At 70.0% G+C, this 15,447-nt stretch carries 19 protein-coding genes and 1 riboswitch; of the genes, 6 read left to right on the forward strand and 13 right to left on the reverse strand.

Annotated features, from left to right (window positions below; translation table 11 throughout):
• Positions 1-70: 70 nt before the first annotated feature.
• Both J0695_RS04725 and J0695_RS04730 read right to left on the reverse strand, forming a co-directional pair.
• Positions 71-2,635 carry an ABC transporter permease gene (locus J0695_RS04725; RefSeq protein ID WP_206960447.1) on the reverse strand — a complete coding sequence of 855 codons (2,565 nt, stop codon included), beginning with the start codon at positions 2,633-2,635 and terminating at the stop codon, positions 71-73.
• A gap of 7 nt (positions 2,636-2,642) precedes the next feature.
• On the reverse strand, positions 2,643-3,425 hold the full coding sequence (locus J0695_RS04730; protein WP_206960448.1) for an ABC transporter ATP-binding protein: 783 nt from the start codon (positions 3,423-3,425) through the stop codon (positions 2,643-2,645).
• Between the two features lie 133 nt (positions 3,426-3,558).
• Between J0695_RS04730 and J0695_RS04735 the strand changes: the two genes are divergently transcribed.
• Positions 3,559-3,792 carry an antitoxin gene (locus tag J0695_RS04735; RefSeq protein WP_206960449.1) on the forward strand — a complete coding sequence of 78 codons (234 nt, stop codon included), beginning with the start codon at positions 3,559-3,561 and terminating at the stop codon, positions 3,790-3,792.
• Positions 3,789-4,160 carry a fic family toxin-antitoxin system, toxin component gene (locus J0695_RS04740; protein ID WP_206960450.1) on the forward strand — a complete coding sequence of 124 codons (372 nt, stop codon included), beginning with the start codon at positions 3,789-3,791 and terminating at the stop codon, positions 4,158-4,160. Before J0695_RS04735 ends, J0695_RS04740 begins: the two co-directional genes overlap by 4 nt.
• Positions 4,161-4,164: 4 nt before the next feature.
• Here the strand turns inward: J0695_RS04740 and J0695_RS04745 are convergent, their stop codons facing one another.
• From J0695_RS04745 to bioB, 4 genes are all read right to left on the reverse strand, one after another.
• Positions 4,165-4,848, reverse strand: coding sequence for a class I SAM-dependent methyltransferase (locus J0695_RS04745; protein WP_206960451.1), 684 nt, complete (start codon positions 4,846-4,848; stop codon positions 4,165-4,167).
• A gap of 90 nt (positions 4,849-4,938) precedes the next feature.
• A complete protein-coding gene (bioD, locus tag J0695_RS04750) occupies positions 4,939-5,622 on the reverse strand; it encodes a dethiobiotin synthase (RefSeq protein WP_206960452.1) in 684 nt (227 codons plus the stop codon).
• Position 5,623: 1 nt separating this feature from the next.
• Positions 5,624-6,904 (reverse strand): adenosylmethionine--8-amino-7-oxononanoate transaminase, encoded by a 1,281-nt coding sequence (locus J0695_RS04755; RefSeq protein ID WP_206960453.1) that lies wholly within the window; start codon positions 6,902-6,904, stop codon positions 5,624-5,626.
• Entirely contained in the window at positions 6,897-7,958 is a 1,062-nt protein-coding gene (gene bioB, locus J0695_RS04760) for a biotin synthase BioB (protein WP_206960454.1), read from the reverse strand. Before bioB ends, J0695_RS04755 begins: the two co-directional genes overlap by 8 nt.
• A 141-nt stretch (positions 7,959-8,099) precedes the next feature.
• On the opposite strand from bioB, the gene J0695_RS04765 reads away from it, so the two are divergent.
• On the forward strand, positions 8,100-9,251 hold the full coding sequence (locus J0695_RS04765) for an 8-amino-7-oxononanoate synthase (RefSeq protein ID WP_206960455.1): 1,152 nt from the start codon (positions 8,100-8,102) through the stop codon (positions 9,249-9,251).
• A gap of 3 nt (positions 9,252-9,254) precedes the next feature.
• On the opposite strand, the gene J0695_RS04770 is transcribed toward J0695_RS04765, so the two are convergent.
• On the reverse strand, positions 9,255-9,491 hold the full coding sequence (locus tag J0695_RS04770; protein WP_206960589.1) for a DUF397 domain-containing protein: 237 nt from the start codon (positions 9,489-9,491) through the stop codon (positions 9,255-9,257).
• Between the two features lie 17 nt (positions 9,492-9,508).
• Positions 9,509-10,366 (reverse strand): helix-turn-helix domain-containing protein, encoded by an 858-nt coding sequence (locus tag J0695_RS04775; protein ID WP_206960456.1) that lies wholly within the window; start codon positions 10,364-10,366, stop codon positions 9,509-9,511.
• A 235-nt stretch (positions 10,367-10,601) separates the two neighbouring features.
• On the opposite strand from J0695_RS04775, the gene J0695_RS04780 reads away from it, so the two are divergent.
• Positions 10,602-11,063, forward strand: a complete 462-nt coding sequence (locus J0695_RS04780; RefSeq protein WP_206960458.1) for an ATP-binding protein — start codon at positions 10,602-10,604, stop codon at positions 11,061-11,063.
• 11 nt (positions 11,064-11,074) lie between these two features.
• Here the strand turns inward: J0695_RS04780 and J0695_RS04785 are convergent, their stop codons facing one another.
• Positions 11,075-11,998: a LysR family transcriptional regulator gene (locus J0695_RS04785; protein ID WP_206960460.1), complete on the reverse strand. Its 924-nt coding sequence runs from the start codon at positions 11,996-11,998 to the stop codon at positions 11,075-11,077.
• 73 nt (positions 11,999-12,071) lie between these two features.
• On the opposite strand from J0695_RS04785, the gene J0695_RS04790 reads away from it, so the two are divergent.
• Positions 12,072-12,701 (forward strand): LysE family translocator, encoded by a 630-nt coding sequence (locus J0695_RS04790; protein ID WP_206960462.1) that lies wholly within the window; start codon positions 12,072-12,074, stop codon positions 12,699-12,701.
• On the opposite strand, the gene J0695_RS04795 is transcribed toward J0695_RS04790, so the two are convergent.
• The 4 genes from J0695_RS04795 to J0695_RS04810 all read right to left on the reverse strand — a co-directional run bounded on the left by J0695_RS04795 (position 12,640) and on the right by J0695_RS04810 (position 15,101).
• Positions 12,640-13,173, reverse strand: coding sequence for a DUF6328 family protein (locus J0695_RS04795; RefSeq protein ID WP_206960464.1), 534 nt, complete (start codon positions 13,171-13,173; stop codon positions 12,640-12,642). The two genes, J0695_RS04790 and J0695_RS04795, sit on opposite strands and share 62 nt — an antisense overlap.
• A 55-nt stretch (positions 13,174-13,228) precedes the next feature.
• Complete coding sequence (locus tag J0695_RS04800; RefSeq protein WP_206960466.1) at positions 13,229-13,702, reverse strand: C40 family peptidase; 474 nt, start codon at positions 13,700-13,702, stop codon at positions 13,229-13,231.
• Positions 13,703-13,705: 3 nt separating this feature from the next.
• Positions 13,706-13,863, reverse strand: a riboswitch (cyclic di-AMP (ydaO/yuaA leader).
• A gap of 309 nt (positions 13,864-14,172) precedes the next feature.
• Positions 14,173-14,481 (reverse strand): hypothetical protein, encoded by a 309-nt coding sequence (locus J0695_RS04805; protein ID WP_206960468.1) that lies wholly within the window; start codon positions 14,479-14,481, stop codon positions 14,173-14,175.
• Positions 14,482-14,486: 5 nt separating this feature from the next.
• The gene (locus tag J0695_RS04810; protein ID WP_206960470.1) at positions 14,487-15,101 is read right to left on the reverse strand and encodes an ATP-dependent Clp protease proteolytic subunit; all 615 of its coding nucleotides are present in this window, start codon (positions 15,099-15,101) and stop codon (positions 14,487-14,489) included.
• A 71-nt stretch (positions 15,102-15,172) separates the two neighbouring features.
• Between J0695_RS04810 and J0695_RS04815 the strand changes: the two genes are divergently transcribed.
• A complete protein-coding gene (locus tag J0695_RS04815; RefSeq protein WP_206960472.1) occupies positions 15,173-15,442 on the forward strand; it encodes a type II toxin-antitoxin system Phd/YefM family antitoxin in 270 nt (89 codons plus the stop codon).
• The last annotated feature ends 5 nt before the right edge of the window (positions 15,443-15,447 follow it).

The following is a 15,447-nucleotide window of genomic DNA, read 5'->3' on the forward strand; positions in this document are numbered from 1 at the left end:
GCGGATCCCATCACCGGCCGGGGCGCGCGGTCGACCGGATTCCACGATGCGGTCACTCACATCGCTCATGTCACTCATGGGCGATTGCGGTCAGTACGTTCATCCGCGAGGCCCGGAGCGCGGGCAGCACCGCCGCGGCCAGGCCCACCACCACCGAACCCACCACGACCGCGACCACCGTCGACCACGGCACCGCGAACGCCTTGAGACCCTGCAGCGCCAGGACCTGCTGCATCGCCACGCCCCACACCATGCCCAGCGCGAGACCGAGCAGCGCGCCGAAGACGGCGATCACCACCGACTCCAGGCGGATCATCCGCCGCAGCTGCACCCGCGAGAGCCCGATCGCCCGCAGCAGCCCGATCTCCCGGGTGCGCTCCACGACCGACAGGGCAAGGGTGTTGACGACCCCGAGCACCGCGATGACGATCGCCAGACCGAGGAGCGCGTAGACCAGGTAGAGCAGGACGGCGATCTGGTCGCTGACGATCTTCTTGTAGTCGGCCTGGTTGTTGACCTTCACCTGCGGATACGAGGCGAGGGCCTTCTCCAGGGCCGTACGGAGCGTCTGCTGATCGACGCCGCTCGCCGCATTGACGTAGACGACCGCGTCCTGGCCGTCGGGGAGGTACTTCTCCGCCGTCGCGAGCCCCATGAACATGCCCGCTTCCGCGCCTGGGCCGCCGGAGGAGTCCATGTCGGTGAGCGCGGACAGGGTCAGGACCGCGGTGGCGCCCCCGGGGAAGGCGACCCGCACGGTGGAGCCGAGCTTCAGGCCGTGGTCATGGGCGTAGTCGCGGTCCATGGCGACATGCCCCGACGCCAGGGCCTCGGCGGTGGAGCCGTCGGAGTAGCTGAGGTGGGCGACGTCGTCGAGCTGCGGGTCGTAGCCCGCGGCCGTCGTGTCGGTGCGCCGGCCGTCGGGGAGCCGGAGCTGGAGGGGGACGAACCGCTGCCGTACGACCGTGCCCACGCCTTCCACACCACGGATCTTCCCGGTGATCTCCTCGGGGAACGGGGTGAAGTTGCTGTTCTGCACGATGTAGTCGGCGCCCAGGACCCGGTCGATCTGCTGGTCGAAGGACTTGGTCATGGAGGCGCTCGCCACCGACATCCCGACCACCAGGGCGAGACCCACCATCAGCGCCGACGCGGTCGCGCCGGTGCGCCGGGGATTGCGCAGCGCGTTGCGCTGGCTCATCCGGCCGACGGAGCCGAACACCCGGGGGAAGGCACCGCCCAGGACCCGGATCACCGGGCGTACCAGCAGCGGTCCCGCCACCACGGTGGCGATCAGCGTGAGGACGACACCGAGGCCCAGCAGCGACGAGGACGTCGCGGTCTTCGTGCTCGCCGCGCAGCCCGCGAGCGCCGCCGCACCGGCCGCCGCGAGGACGGAGCCCACCACCGCGCGTACCCTCAACGGCCTTCCCACACCGGCGACTTCGGCGTCCGAGAGCGCGGCCATCGGGGACACCTGTGCCGCCCTCCTGGCCGGCAGGTAAGCGGCCACGAAGGTCACTCCGACGCCCACCAGATACGAGGCGACCGGGGTGCCCCAGCCGATCACGATCTCCGCGGCACTGAGGTTCATCCCGAAGGTGCCCATCAGCGCGATGAGCCCGTACGCGAGCCCGATACCCGCGGCCAGCCCCAGCGTGGAGCCGATCGCGCCGAGCAGCAGCGCCTCGATCCGCACCGAGCGCTGGACCTGGCGGCGGTCGGCGCCCAGCGCCCGCAGCAGCCCCAGTTCGCGGGTTCGCTGGGCGATGAGCATGGAGAAGGTGTTGACGATCAGGAAGATGCCGACCAGCACCGCGATGCCTGCGAAGCCCAGCATCACGTACTTGATCACGTCGAGGAAACCGCCCAGGCTGGCGGCGGAGTCCTTGGCCTGCTCGGCGGCGGTCTTCAGCTCGTACCCGCCGCCGATCTCGGTGGCGATCCGCTGCTTGAGCACCTTGTCGTCGACACCCTTGGCCGCCTCGACGGAGATTGCGGTCGCCTCGTCGGCCCTGCCGAGCAGCTTGGTCTGGGCGGTCGGCGTGTCCAGGAAGACCAGCGCCGCACCGGGGTTGGTGGTCGTGAAGGTGGCGATGCCCACGACCCGCACCGTGAAGGAACCCGGCCGGGCCAGGACCGTCAGCGAGTCGCCGATCCGCACCTTCTTCTTGTCGGCCGTGTCCTTGTCGAGGAGTGCCTCGCCCGCGCCGTGCGGCTCGTGCCCGCTGGTCAGCTTCACCGGACTGCGGTCGGTGAGATACCAGTTGGTGGCGATCGTGGGGGCGCCGCTCGTCGGCCCCACGTTCTTGTTGTGGCTGTCGACGATCGTGATGTTCTCCACGGAGGCGTCGACCCACGCCTTGGAGACCCCGTCGACCTTCCCGATCCGGCCCGCGAGCGAGGCCGGGACGGTACGGGTGATGCCGGACGGTATCTGCTCGTCCACGTCCTTCTTCGGCTGGACCTGTACGTCGGCCGAGGTGGAGGCGAAGAGCCGGTCGAAGGTGCGGCCCACCGTGTCGGAGAAGATCAGGCTCCCCGCGACGAAGGCCACGGACAGGATGATGGCCATCGCCGACAGCAGCAGGCGGCCCTTGTGCGCGAAGAAACTCCGCAGTGTCGCCCTCAGCACGGCGGCCTCAGCTCTTGTGGGCCGGGTCGAAGCGTTTCATCCGCTCCAGGACCAGGTCCGCGGTGGGTTCCGCCATCTCGTCCACGATCCGTCCGTCCGCCAGGAAGAGCACCAGGTCGGAGTGGCCTGCGGCGCCCGGGTCGTGGGTCACCATCACCACCGTCTGGTCCAGCTGGTCCACGGCGTCACGGAGGAAGGAGAGCACCTCGGCGCCGGCCCGCGAGTCGAGGTTGCCGGTCGGTTCGTCGGCGAAGATCAGCTCCGGCCGGGAGGCGAGCGCCCGCGCGCAGGCCACCCGCTGCTGCTGGCCGCCGGAGAGCTGCGCGGGGCGGTGCTTGAGGCGGTCGCGCAGCCCGAGCGTGTCGATCACCTGGTCCAGCCATTTCTGGTCCGGCTTGCGGCCCGCGATGTCCATGGGCAGCGTGATGTTCTCCGCCGCGGTGAGCGTGGGCAGCAGGTTGAAGGCCTGGAACATGAAGCCGATACGGTCCCTGCGCAGCCGGGTCAGCTCGCGGTCCCGCATCCCGGTGATCTCCGTCTCGTCCAGCCACACCTGCCCCGCGGAGACGGTGTCGAGCCCGGCCAGGCAGTGCATCAGCGTGGACTTGCCCGACCCCGAGGGGCCCATGACGGCGGTGAAGCGGCCGCGGGCGATGTCGACGTCGACCGAGTCCAGGGCCAGGACGGTGGTCTCCCCGCTGCCGTACGCCTTGGTGAGCCCCCGGGCGCGCGCCGCCACCGGAACCTCCGATGCCAGGCCGTACGTGCGTGCAGTCGTAGGTGTGGACAAGGCCGCCTCCCCGTTTGTGGCCGTCCCAACTCCCGTGCAGACGTTGAGAGTAGAGGGTGAGGAGCTGCCTCCGGTATCCCCCGGAGGTCTGGTCCTCTTGCGAGTGCTAGCGTCATCGCGCTAGCGTGGTGGTGTGGCCAAGACTCAGCTGAACGTACGCGTGGAAGAGTCCACTGCCGAAGCCGCACGCCGGCGCGCCCTCCAGCGCGGTATGAGCGTGAACCGGTACATCGAAGAGCTGGTGAAGCAGGACGCGGGCGAGGTGGGGCGCACCTTTGTCGACGCCGCGGCCGACTTCATGAAGCAGTACGCCTCGGTGTTCGCCGAGGAGTTCGACTCCGAGCAGCAGCGCAAAGGCCACCGTTGAACCTCGAGATCGACCTCGCCTGGCTGTTGATGGTCGCCGAGCACAAGACCCCCGGCGACCCGCAGGTCACCGACTGGGGTGCGCTGGTCGCTGCCGTATCGCGTCATCAGGCGGAGATATTCGGCATCCCGGTCTACAGCGACCCGCCCGCCCGCGCTGCGGCGTTACTCCAACTCCTGCTCCATGTACCGGCGTTGGAGCACTCCAATGCGATGTTCGCCTCGGCCGTCGCCTACGGCTATCTCGTCGCCTGCGGCCTGAAGGTGGTCACCTCGCCGGAGCAGGTCAGAGATCTGGCCCGGCTCGTCAAACAGGACAAGGCCGATGTACGGACCATCGCCGACGAACTGCGCCAGTGGAGCCTGTGAGACCTCACTGCTCCCCGGTGAGCCCGGGACGGTACGCGACGCCCAGCACGCAGGGCGAAGTGGGGACCCGCAGCCCCTCCTCCGGCACAGTGAACCGCCGGTACTCACCCAGTTCGAAGCCCGCCGCCTCGATCGCGGCCAGGGTGTCCCGTGAGGTGTGACAGCCGCCGAACAGCAGCGGCCAGAGGGTCCGGTCCGCGACCCGCTGGACCGTCGCCATGGTCCGGTCCTGTGCCAGCCCGTGCTCGAAGAAACGCAGTTCACCGCCGGGGCGCAGCACCCGCCTGATCTCGGCGAGCGCCCGCGGCAGATTCCGTACGGTGCACAGCACCAGCGAGGCCACGGCCGCGTCGAAGGCCTCGCTCTTCACCGGCAGCGCCTCGGCCGCACCCGGCACCACATCCACCGGCACCTCGGCGCGCAATGCGCTGCGCAGGGCCAGCTGCCGCAGGGTGCGCTCCGGTTCGATCGCCACGACCTCGGAGACCGCCGACGGGTAGTGGGCGAAGTTCAGACCGTTGCCCGCACCGATCTCGATGACCCGGCCGGAGAGCCCGGAGAGCAGCTCGGTGCGGTGTGCCGCGACCCCGCCCTTCAGGTCGGCGGAGACGCTCACGCGGGCGTAGAAGCGCGCGAAGACCGGATGGTGCACGGCATCGCGGGGAACCTTGGCGGGGCGCAGGGGCATCGTGGACCTCTTCCGGCGGACCGGTCCGCCTTCGAGCGGGCGGCTGCAGTGATTGTCCCCCCGCGCGGGCCCCCTCACCCCCTTCATGTCTCAGTACGCCCAGGTGCCACCGAGGCCCGGCGCCAGCCAACTCGCCGCCCGGGCACGGAAGTCGGCGGGCGTGAGCGAGCCCGCGCCCTCGGGGACCATGCCCACCAGCGGCGCCCCGGTGGCCCCGGCGAAGTCGTGCACATTGCAGCGGGCGGCCAGGTCCGGGGCGGCCGGCCAGCTGCCGATGACGACCCCGGCGCAGTCCAGCCCCCGCGCGTGCAGCGCCTCCACGGTCAGCGCGGTCGCGTTCAGTGTTCCCAGGCCGGCCTGCGCCACCACAAGCACAGGGGCCCCGAGCAGCCGTGCCGCGTCGGCGAGGGTCCCGCCCTCGTCGTCGAAGCGTACGAGCAGCCCGCCCGCCCCCTCGACCAGTACGAGGTCGTGCTCGGCTGCCAGCTTCCCGGCCGCGTCCGCCACCTCGTGCGGCCGCACCGGAGCCATCCCGGCACGGCGCGCGGCCGTCGCGGGCGCCAACGGCTCAGGGAACCGGGCCAGTTCGACGGCGGTCACGGAGCCGGCGAGCCGCTCCACCTCCTGCGCGTCGCCGCGCTCGCCGGGCGCGAGCCCGGTCTGCGCGGGCTTGAGCACCGCCACCGACCGGCCCCGGGCCGCCGCAGCCAGCGCGGCGGTCACCACGGTCTTGCCGATCTCCGTGCCCGTACCCGTCACCACGAGAATCGTCATCTCAGCCCTCCTGTGCGACCGCGCGCACCGCACGGCAGATCTGTGCGAGGTCCGCGTCCCCGGTGACGTACGGCGGCATGGTGTAGACGAGATCGCGGAACGGCCGCAGCCAGACGCCCTCCCGTACGGCAGCCCTGGTGGCCGCCGCCATGTCCACCGGACGGTCCAGCTGTACGACACCGATCGCGCCCAGGACCCGTACGTCCCGCACACCCGGCAGCCCCGCGACATCGGCCAGACCGTCGCGCAGCCCGGTCTCCAGCCGCTTGACCTCCTGCCGCCAGTCCTGGCCGAGCAGCAGCTCGATCGAGGCCAGTGCGACCGCGGAGGCCAGCGGATTGCCCATGAAGGTCGGACCGTGCGCGAGGACGGGGACCTCGCCCTGCGCGATCCCTGCCGCCACCCGCTCCGTGCAGAGCGTTGCCGCCATCGTCAGATAGCCGCCGGTCAGCGCCTTGCCCACACACATCACATCGGGGGAGACACCCGCATGGTCCGCCGCGAAGAGCTCGCCCGTACGGCCGAAACCGGTGGCGATCTCGTCGAAGACCAGCAGCACGTCATGGGCGTCGCACGCCTCGCGCAGCACCCGCAGATACGCGGGGGAGTGGAACCGCATCCCGCCCGCGCCCTGCACGACCGGCTCCACGATCACCGCGGCCACCTCGTGCGCATGGAGCCCGATCAGCTCCCGCAGCCGGTCGGCGTACGCCTCGTCGAACTCCGCCGGCGGGGCGTCCGCGAAGACCTGACGCGGCAGCGCACCCGACCACAGCTCGTGCATCCCGCCCTCGGGATCACATACGGACATGGGCTGCCAGGTGTCCCCGTGGTAGCCGCCGCGCCAGGTCAGCAGCCGCTGCTTGGCGGGCCGCCCCACCGAACGCCAGTACTGGAGGCACATCTTCACCGCGACCTCGACCGACACCGAACCCGAGTCGGCGAGGAAGACGTGCTGCAGCGGCTCCGGTGTGATCTCCACCAGCTTCGCGGCGAGCCGCACGGCGGGCTCATGGGTGAGCCCGCCGAACATCACATGGCTCATCCGCTCCACCTGGCCGTGGGCCGCCGCGTTGAGCACCGGGTGGTTGTAGCCGTGGATCGCCGACCACCAGGACGACATGCCGTCGATGAGGTCACCGGTGCCCGCGACCCGCAGCCGTACGCCCGAGGCCGACTCCACCAGCAGCGGCTCCTGGCGTCCTGGCATCGGTCCGTACGGATGCCACACATGACGGCGGTCGAGTTCGAGCAGCTCACGCAGGTCGAGCAGCTCAGGCATTGGGTGCGAGATCCGTCCCCGCGCCCCGGCGGCGTACCGACACCAGACCGTCGCGGTGGTCGGGCAGCGTGGTCTCCCCGGCGCCCTCCACCACGAAACCGGCGTCCGCGATCATGTCGAGGTCGGCCTTGCCCGCCTGGCCCTCGCTGGTCAGGTAGTCGCCCAGGAAGATGGAGTTGACCAGGTTCAGGGCGAGCGGCTGCATCGAGCGCAGATGCACCTCGCGCCCGCCCGCGAGCCGTACCTCCGCGTCCGGGCAGACGAACCGGACCATCGCCAGGATGCGCAGGCACCGCTGCGGGGTGAGGTTCCACTCCTCTGCGAGGGGCGTCCCCTCGAAGGGGATCAGGAAGTTGACCGGCACCGAGTCGGGGTCCAGGCCGCGCAGCGCGAAGACCACGTCGACCAGGTCGGCGTCGCTCTCGCCCATGCCCGCGATCAGTCCGGAGCAGGCCGAGAGGCCCGCCGACTGGGCGTGCTGGACGGTCTCCACGCGATCGGAGAACTCATGCGTGGAGCAGATGTCCTTGTATGTGGCTTCTGAGGTGTTGAGGTTGTGGTTGTACGCGTCGGCGCCGGCGTCCCGCAGCCGCTCGGCCTGGCCGCCCTTCAACAGCCCCAGGCAGGCACAGACTTCGACGCCCTCGTTCTCGCCCTTGATCGCCTCGATGGTCTCCGAGACGCGGTCGATGTCACGGTCGGAAGGACCGCGTCCGCTCGCCACCAGACAGACCCGCTTTGCGCCGCCCGCCACACCGGCGGCCGCCGCCTTGGAGGCCTCGTCGGGCTTCAGCCAGGTGTACTTCAGGATCTCGGCCTTGGAGCCGAGCCGCTGCGAGCAGTACGAGCAGTCCTCGGGGCAGAGACCCGACTTCAGATTGACGAGATAGTTGAGCTTCACCCGCTTCCCGAACCACTGACGGCGCACCTTCCCGGCCGCGGCCACCACATCGAGCAGTTCGTCGTCGGAGGTCGCCAGTACGGCGAGAGCTTCTTCGCGGGTCGGCAGCTCGCGCCGCAGCCCTTTGTCCACCAGTGTGTTCAGCAGGTCCATGGGCCTGATCCTGGCGTACGGCACCATGCGCCGCCAAGGAGGAACCGCACAACAGACCCGGTCCACGGTGTGTGCATTGCCACACCCTGACCTCGGACGGCCGCCGCTAGTGTCTGTGCACTGCCTACAAAAGGAACGCCCATGCCCCGTGACGCTTTTGATGGGTTCCGCTGGATCGACGAAGCGGCCCGGGGGCGCGAGGCGGCCGGTCTGGTGCGCACGCTGCGTCCGCGCCCCCCGGTGTCGGCGCTTCTCGACCTGGCGAGCAACGACTATCTGGGGCTCACCCGGCGGCCGGAACTGACCGGTGCCGCCGCCGAGGCCGCCCGCCGCTGGGGCGCGGGCGCCACCGGCTCGCGCCTCGTCACCGGCACCACCGAACTGCACGCCGAGCTCGAACGCGAACTGGCCGACTTCTGCGGTTTCGAGGCCGCCCTCGTCCTGTCCTCCGGCTACGCGGCGAACCTGGCCGCGCTCACGGCGCTCACCGGAGCCGACTCGCTGATCGTCTCCGACGCGGGCAATCACGCCTCGATCGTGGACGGCTGCCGGCTCTCCCGCGCCGGGACCGCGGTCGTCCCGCACACCGACCCCGAGGCCGTACGCAAGACGCTCGACGCGTACGGCGGCCGGGCGCTCACCGTCACCGACTCCATCTTCTCCGTCGACGGCGACGCCGCGCCGCTCGCCGAACTGGCCGCCGTATGCCGTGAGTTCGGGGCTGCGCTCGTCGTCGACGACGCACACGGTCTCGGTGTGCTCGGCGAGGGAGGCAGGGGAGCGGTCAGCGCCGCGGGACTCGCGGGCGACGCGGACGTGGTCGCCACCGTCACGCTGTCCAAGTCGCTGGGCAGTCAGGGCGGCGCGGTCCTGGGGCCCGCCCGGGTCATCGAGCACCTGGTGAACACCGCCCGTACGTTCATCTTCGACACGGGCCTCGCACCGGCAGCGGCGGGAGCCGCCCTGGAAGGACTGCGGCTGCTGCGCCGCGAGCCCGCCCTGGCGGGGCGTGCCCGTACCGTGGCGAGCGCACTCTACGAAGGTCTGACCGGCGCAGGACTGACCGCGTCACGGCCGCAGGCCGCTGTCGTCTCCGTCATCGCCCCGTCCGCGGAAGCCGCGGTGCGCTGGGCAGGCGACTGCCGGAGCGCGGGCCTGGCCGTCGGATGTTTCCGGCCGCCGTCGGTCCCGGACGGCATCTCGCGGCTGCGACTCACCGCGCGGGCCGACCTGACGGACCGGCAGATCAGGACGGCGGTGGACACGATCGTGGCGACCGCGCCCACCGGATGACCGTCAGTCCAGGTTCCCGAGCGCCTCGTCGCGCACGGCGGCCAGGAAGTCCGTCCACGTTCCGGCCGCGAAGAGCAGTGCGGGGAACGTGACGTTCTTCGAATCACGTACGGCAAGCCGGCCGCAGCCGAGCTGTGCCGCCTCGACACAGTTGTTCATTCCGGTACTGCGGCTGCTGCGCCGCCATTGCGCGCCGTGCAGAGAAGTGGAAGTGCTGGAAGAGGTGTTCGCATGGCGCATGGACATGATGCCTCCCCTTACACGCCGTCACCGATCCCGGCGATGAGATCCAATGAGTGCTGTGGCGGAAGGGCGAGCGCCTGAATGGTGCGGAACGCGGCGCTGTATGCCTCAAGGTCTTCTTTCCGCTCAAGGTAGAGGCTACTCGTCAAGTGGTCGAGAACAACCACATCCAGATCAGCAATGTTCGGAAAGGAGAAGATAATGAAAGGACATGTCATTCCGATGTAGGCGCCGATACCAACGGGCAGTACTTGGAGTCGTACTTGCGGCAGTTGGGCGGTATCCGTCAAATGGCGCAGCTGGTCCGCCATCACCCTGCGGCCGCCGACCGGCCGGTGCAGCACCGCCTCGTCGATCACGGCGCTCAGCTCCAGCGGGTACTCCACCCTCAGCACCTCCTGGCGGGCGAGACGCACCTCCACCAGTGAGTCGACGGCGTCCTGCGGCAGTTCGGCCAGCGAGGCGCGGGTGACGGCCCGTGCGTAGTCCGGGGTCTGCAGCAGCCCTGGCACCGCCGAAGTCTCCAGGGTCTTTGCGGTCCTCGCCTGTGACTCCAGACTGATGAAATCCTGGTACTGGGGCGGCAGCAGCCCCCGGTAGGCGTGCCACCAGTGGGCGCCCCCGTCGTCGCCGGCGCCCGACAACGCCGTGAACAGTGCGCGCTGTTGGGGGTCGCGCACCCCGTACGCGTCGAGGAGCAGTGTCACATCGGCTGTTTTCACCCCGCTCCGACCCGTCTCGATGCGGCTGATCTTGGACTGGTGCCAGCCCACGAGCTGTGCTGCCTGATTGCTGGTGAGTCCGGCACGGCAACGCAGATTCCGTAATTCCATGCCCAGTTTGCGGCGTCGCACCGCAGGGCCGTTGCCCATAGGATTCTCCCTTCACTCCTGCCATGCGGCGATGGGCCAGTCTGCCTCCCAAATACGGCCTTCCGTAGCAGAGTTCATCACTTCGGGCGACAGATATATGCACATCTCGGTGGATCGGCGCCGATGGCGGCACGATGAGTGGCACTCTGGCGCGAAGCACAGTCCGAGGCCGTCCTCGAAGGACATATCCGGAATGCGTCGGAGCCGGCCTCGGAGGGAAAGGGACAGCGACGCCATGGCAGACCATCAGGAAGCATCCGTCACTCTGCCGAGCGAGCCGGGCTCGGTATCCTCCGCCCGTCGCTTTGTCGCCAACGTACTGACCGAATGGGGGCTTCCGGCGGATACGGAGATCGCCGACACCGTTCGGTTGATCGTCTCGGAGCTGGCGACCAATGCCGTACAGCACACCTTCGGGCAGTCACCCACCTTCACGGTCGACGTCCAGCTGGACCGCGACGAGCAACTGCGCATCGGCGTCACCGACAGCCATCCGAGGTGGCCGCAGCGACTGCCCGCCGCCGTCCAGCAGGACAACGGCCGCGGCATGGTGATCATCCGCTGGCTGGCCGCGGAGTGTGGCGGGCGGCTGACCGTCACCCCGACCCCCGAGGGCGGCAAGACGGTCTGGATCGCGCTGCCGTGGACGGCCGCCGTCGAGAGATGGCCGGACAGGTCCCAGCCGGACCGCTCCTAGGAGCACAGAACCTAGGAGGGACGCCCCTCCTGGCCGCGCCCGAACCCTCCGCGCAACAGCGCCCGGAGGGTGTCGGCGGCCGGGCTCTCCTCGCCCGTCCGGTATGCGACCGAGATCGTACGGCGGTACGCGGAGGGCTCCAGGGGGCGTACGCCCAGCGGCGTCATCGACATCGCAGCGACCATCTCCGGCACCACCGCCACCCCGATCCCGGCACTGACCAGCGCGCACACCAGGGCGTAACCCGGCGTCTCGCACACCACCGCGGGCGTCGCCCCCGCCGCGGCCAGCGCGGACTCGACACCCTGCCGGGGCGGATGTGCGGGCGCGCTGCTGATCAGCGGCTGCCCGGCGAGCGAGGCCACCGGCAGCCGTCCCGTACCGCCCGCAAGGACATGTCCCGGCGCGGTCACCAGCACCAGTTCCTCCACCAGCAGCGGCTCCAGGGCCACCCCCGAGGGCGGCGGCGCGGAGACGGCGGGCTCGTACGCATGGGTCAGCGCCAGGTCCGCCTCGCCGGTGGCCACCGCGTTCACACCGTTCGGCGGCTCGTAGTCGGCGAGGGTCAGCTCCACATCAGGATGGGCGCGGCGGAAGGAGCTCAGCACCGGCGGCAGCAGATGGATGCCCGCGGTGGTGAAGGTGCCCACCTTCAGCCGGCCGCCGGAGAGGCCGGCCAGCTGGGACAATTCGTGCCGGGCCCGGTCCATCTCGTCCAGTACGGTGCGGGCCCGCGCAGCCAGCAGCTCACCGGCCGCGGTCAGCCTGGCCCCGCGGCGGTGGCGTACGAGAAGAGTGGCTCCCGCCTCGCGCTCCAGCTTGGTGATCTGCTGGGAGAGCGCGGGCGCGGTGTAACCGAGCCGCACGGCGGCCCCGGTGATCGAACCGGCCTCGGCGACCGCCACCAGCGCGGTCAGGCGCGTCGGATCGTACATTAAGGGTTCCTTCAGGCAGACCCAGAAGATTGCAAGTACACGTTAAAGCCTCCGGCAGTCCAGGCTGTACGGCATGGACGCTCAACTGCTCGCTTTCACCGGGGTCGCCGCAGGCATGGTCGCCATGCCCGGCGCGGACTTCGCCGTGGTCGTACGCAACGCGCTCGCCTCGCGCGGCGCCGGTGTCGCCTGCGCTGTCGGCGTGGCAGGGGGGCTCCTGGTGCACACCGCGCTGGCCGTCGCCGGACTGGCCGCCGTCCTCGTCGCGGTGCCGGTCCTCTTCCGTACGCTCCAGATCGCGGGCGGGATCTACATCCTCTACCTGGGCTGCCGCGCGCTCCACGCGGTGCTCCGCCCCGCACCCGTGCAGCCGGAGGCGGACGGGGATGCGGCCGACGGCATCGGGCGCTGCCTGCGCCAGGGCTTCCTCACCAATGTCCTCAACCCCAAGGCGCCGGTCCTCTTCCTCAGCCTGCTGCCCCAGTTCGTCCCGCACGGGGCGCCCGTCCTGCCCCGTACCCTGCTGCTCGCCTCGATCGTGGTCGCGCTCGCCCTCGTGTGGTTCCCGGCCGTGGCGCTCCTGGTGGACCGGCTCGGGCACTGGCTGCGCAGGCCTCGTACGGCCAGGACGGTCGAGGGCGTCACCGGGACCGCTCTGGCCGGTCTCGGCGTGATCCTCGTGGCCGGCTCCGTTTCCCACTGAGCTCGCGTCCCACCAGCCACGGCAGCACCGCCCACAGCCCGCCGCAGACGAGCAGCGTGCCTACGCCTGCCGCGATGCCCTCCGGCATCCCGTGGACCACATCGACGACCAGCAGCACCGACGCCGAAAGGGCGAGCGCCAGAACGGCCATCCCCGCGCCCGCGAGCCGCGAGGACACCGTCACGATCCGCTCCTTCGCGCCCTGACCGAACAGGACTCGGTGCAGCGCTGCGGGAGCGGTGAAGAGCCCGGCGGCCACCACGGTGAGCAGCAGGGTCGTCACATAGGTCCCCCGCTCGAAGGAGTCGAGCTCAGGAAAACGGCTGGTGAAGGCGAGGGTCAGCAGAAAGGCGAAGAGGAACTGCACGCCGGTCTGGACAACCCTGAGCTCCTGGAGCAGTTCGCCGTAGTTGCGGTCGGCCCGCTCCAGCCGTGTCTCGTCGCGTTCTGTGCCGGCACCCTCGTCAGTCATGGAGTGCGGGTAGCCAGCCGGCCGGAGACCATGCCCCGGCCGGCGGGACAGCGCGTCAGCGCACGCGTCCGTACCAGACGCTCTTCGTCCAGATCTTCTCGAGCTTCACCACGGAGCCCGTCTTGGGCGAGTGCCAGATCTTGCCGCTGCCGGCGTAGATCCCCACGTGGTAGACGTTGCGTCCGGAGTGGAAGAAGACCAGGTCGCCCCGGACCCGGCTGCCGGACGAGATGTGGCGCACCTTGTTGTACTGCGCCTGTGCCGTGCGCGGCAGGCTCTTGCCCGCCTTCTTGTACGAGTAGAGCGTCAGCCCCGAGCAGTCGAACCGGGACGGGCCCGCGGCCCCGTACTTGTACAGCGATCCCTTCTTGGACGCGGCGACATTCAGCGCCTTCGTCGCGAGTGTGGCCGCCTGGGCCTCGGATGCGGCGCCGGGCGCCAGCAGGGTGCCACCTACAGCGGCGGCGGTGAGAACCGTTACGGCACCGGTTCTGGACAGCAGGGACGGGACACAAATCCGCGCAGTCATGCGCAACCCTTCGTCAACCGCCTGTGAAGGATGACCTGTCGGATTCGGACTGGCGAAGATGCCCGGCCGCTGCTCGCGGCTTCACCCCAAGGGCCGATCCCACACTCGGGTCGGGCCCGTACTGCCTGGGTCCTCCACTCCTGCCGATGCACTCCTGTCGACCAGACGTCCGGGTGCGGCGGCAGGACTCGGCGTCCGCCCGGACCGCCCCGCCGAGGTGGCGGGGGCTTGTCGTCATCAGGGATCTTGACGCATGAAGTGCCGGATTTCCGAACTTTACCGTTGGTATGTGAGGCTCCTCACGACTGCCCTGTTCGGGTGGACAGGACTCCGCAGCTGTAGAGCGTCGAGCCCTCGACGACCGCCCCGCCAGGTGCGGAATCGCAGATTCCGTACTACGTCTCAGTGCACCGCGCAAGTCATTTGGTGCAGAGGGCCTAGTCCCGTCTACGCCATCCGGGGGAGACAGATCAATTCCCCGCCGGGGGTGGCACGGTAACCCGTCCGGCTCTGCGCTCCCCGTCCAGCACCCGCAGCGCCGTCGCGAGGGTCCCGGCATGGAGCCGGTCCTCGCCGCGGGCGTGCATCAGCGTCAGTGCGTCCCGGAGCTCGGCGGCGCGGGCGACCAGCGCCTGCGCTGCCCTCAGCGCCCCGTAGGTGTCGCTGCCGCGGGCGGGATTGATCCGCCCCAGCTGGTCCACCACGTCCAGATAGCTGTCGATGAACTCGGCCTCGGCGCGCGTCAGCGCGGGCAGCGGCGGCAACTCCGGTGGCAGCATCCCGGTCACCTCTTGGTGACGACATGGTCGACCAGCCCGTACGCCTTGGCCCCGGTGGCGTCGAAGACCTGCGTGCGTTCGATGTCCGCCGCGATCTGCCCGGCGCTGCGGCCCGTGTGCGTGACGAGGATCGAGGCCATCAGCTCCCTCATGCGCAGCAGCTCACGGCTGTGGATCTCCAGATCGGACGGCTGCCCCTGTACGGGTTCGTCGATCGCGGGCTGCGTCACGACGATCCGCGCACCAGGCAGCGCCGCCCGCTTGCCCGGGGCGCCGGCGGCCAGCAGTACGGCGGCAGTGGACGCGGCCTGGCCCAGGCAGTAGGTGGCGACGTCGCAGCCGATGAGCTGCATGGTGTCGTAGATCGCGGACATGGCGCTGACCGAGCCGCCGGGCGAGTTGATGTAGAGCGAGATGTCACGGTCGGGGGCGTCGTACTCGAGATGGATGAACTGCGCGATCACGTCGTTGGCCGAGATGTCGTCCACGGCGGTCCCGAGGAAGACGACGCGCTCCCCGAGCAGCTTCGAGTACGGGTCGAGGGTGCGGCTCCCCGAACTGGTGCGCTCGGTGAACTCGGGCAGTACGTAACGGGCGCTGTGGGCGGAAGGGCTGTGCATGGGCATACCTCTCCTCGGGCGACGCTCCTGTAAAAAATGTACAGGACGTACAGGGCGTTATGATGGGGAGCATGGCCTACGAGATTCCCGTGACGCAAGCCCGGGCAGAGCTTGCCGACTTGATCAACCGTGTCGTCTACGGCGGCGAACGGGTGGTCGTCACACGCCATGGCAAGCCGCTTGTCGCACTGGTGTCCGCCGCTGACCTGGAGCGACTCGAGAGCGAGTCGGTGGTGGCCGAGGAACAGGTGATCAGTTCGGTCTCCTCCGTGCGCTCGATCACGTCCGCTCCCGGCGAACGCGGCCGCTTCGGTATCGCCGCGGAGCACCGCGAGCGCTGAACGCC

It is taken from the genome of Streptomyces beijiangensis (assembly GCF_017315755.1).
Taxonomy (GTDB): Bacteria; Actinomycetota; Actinomycetes; order Streptomycetales; family Streptomycetaceae; genus Streptomyces; species Streptomyces beijiangensis.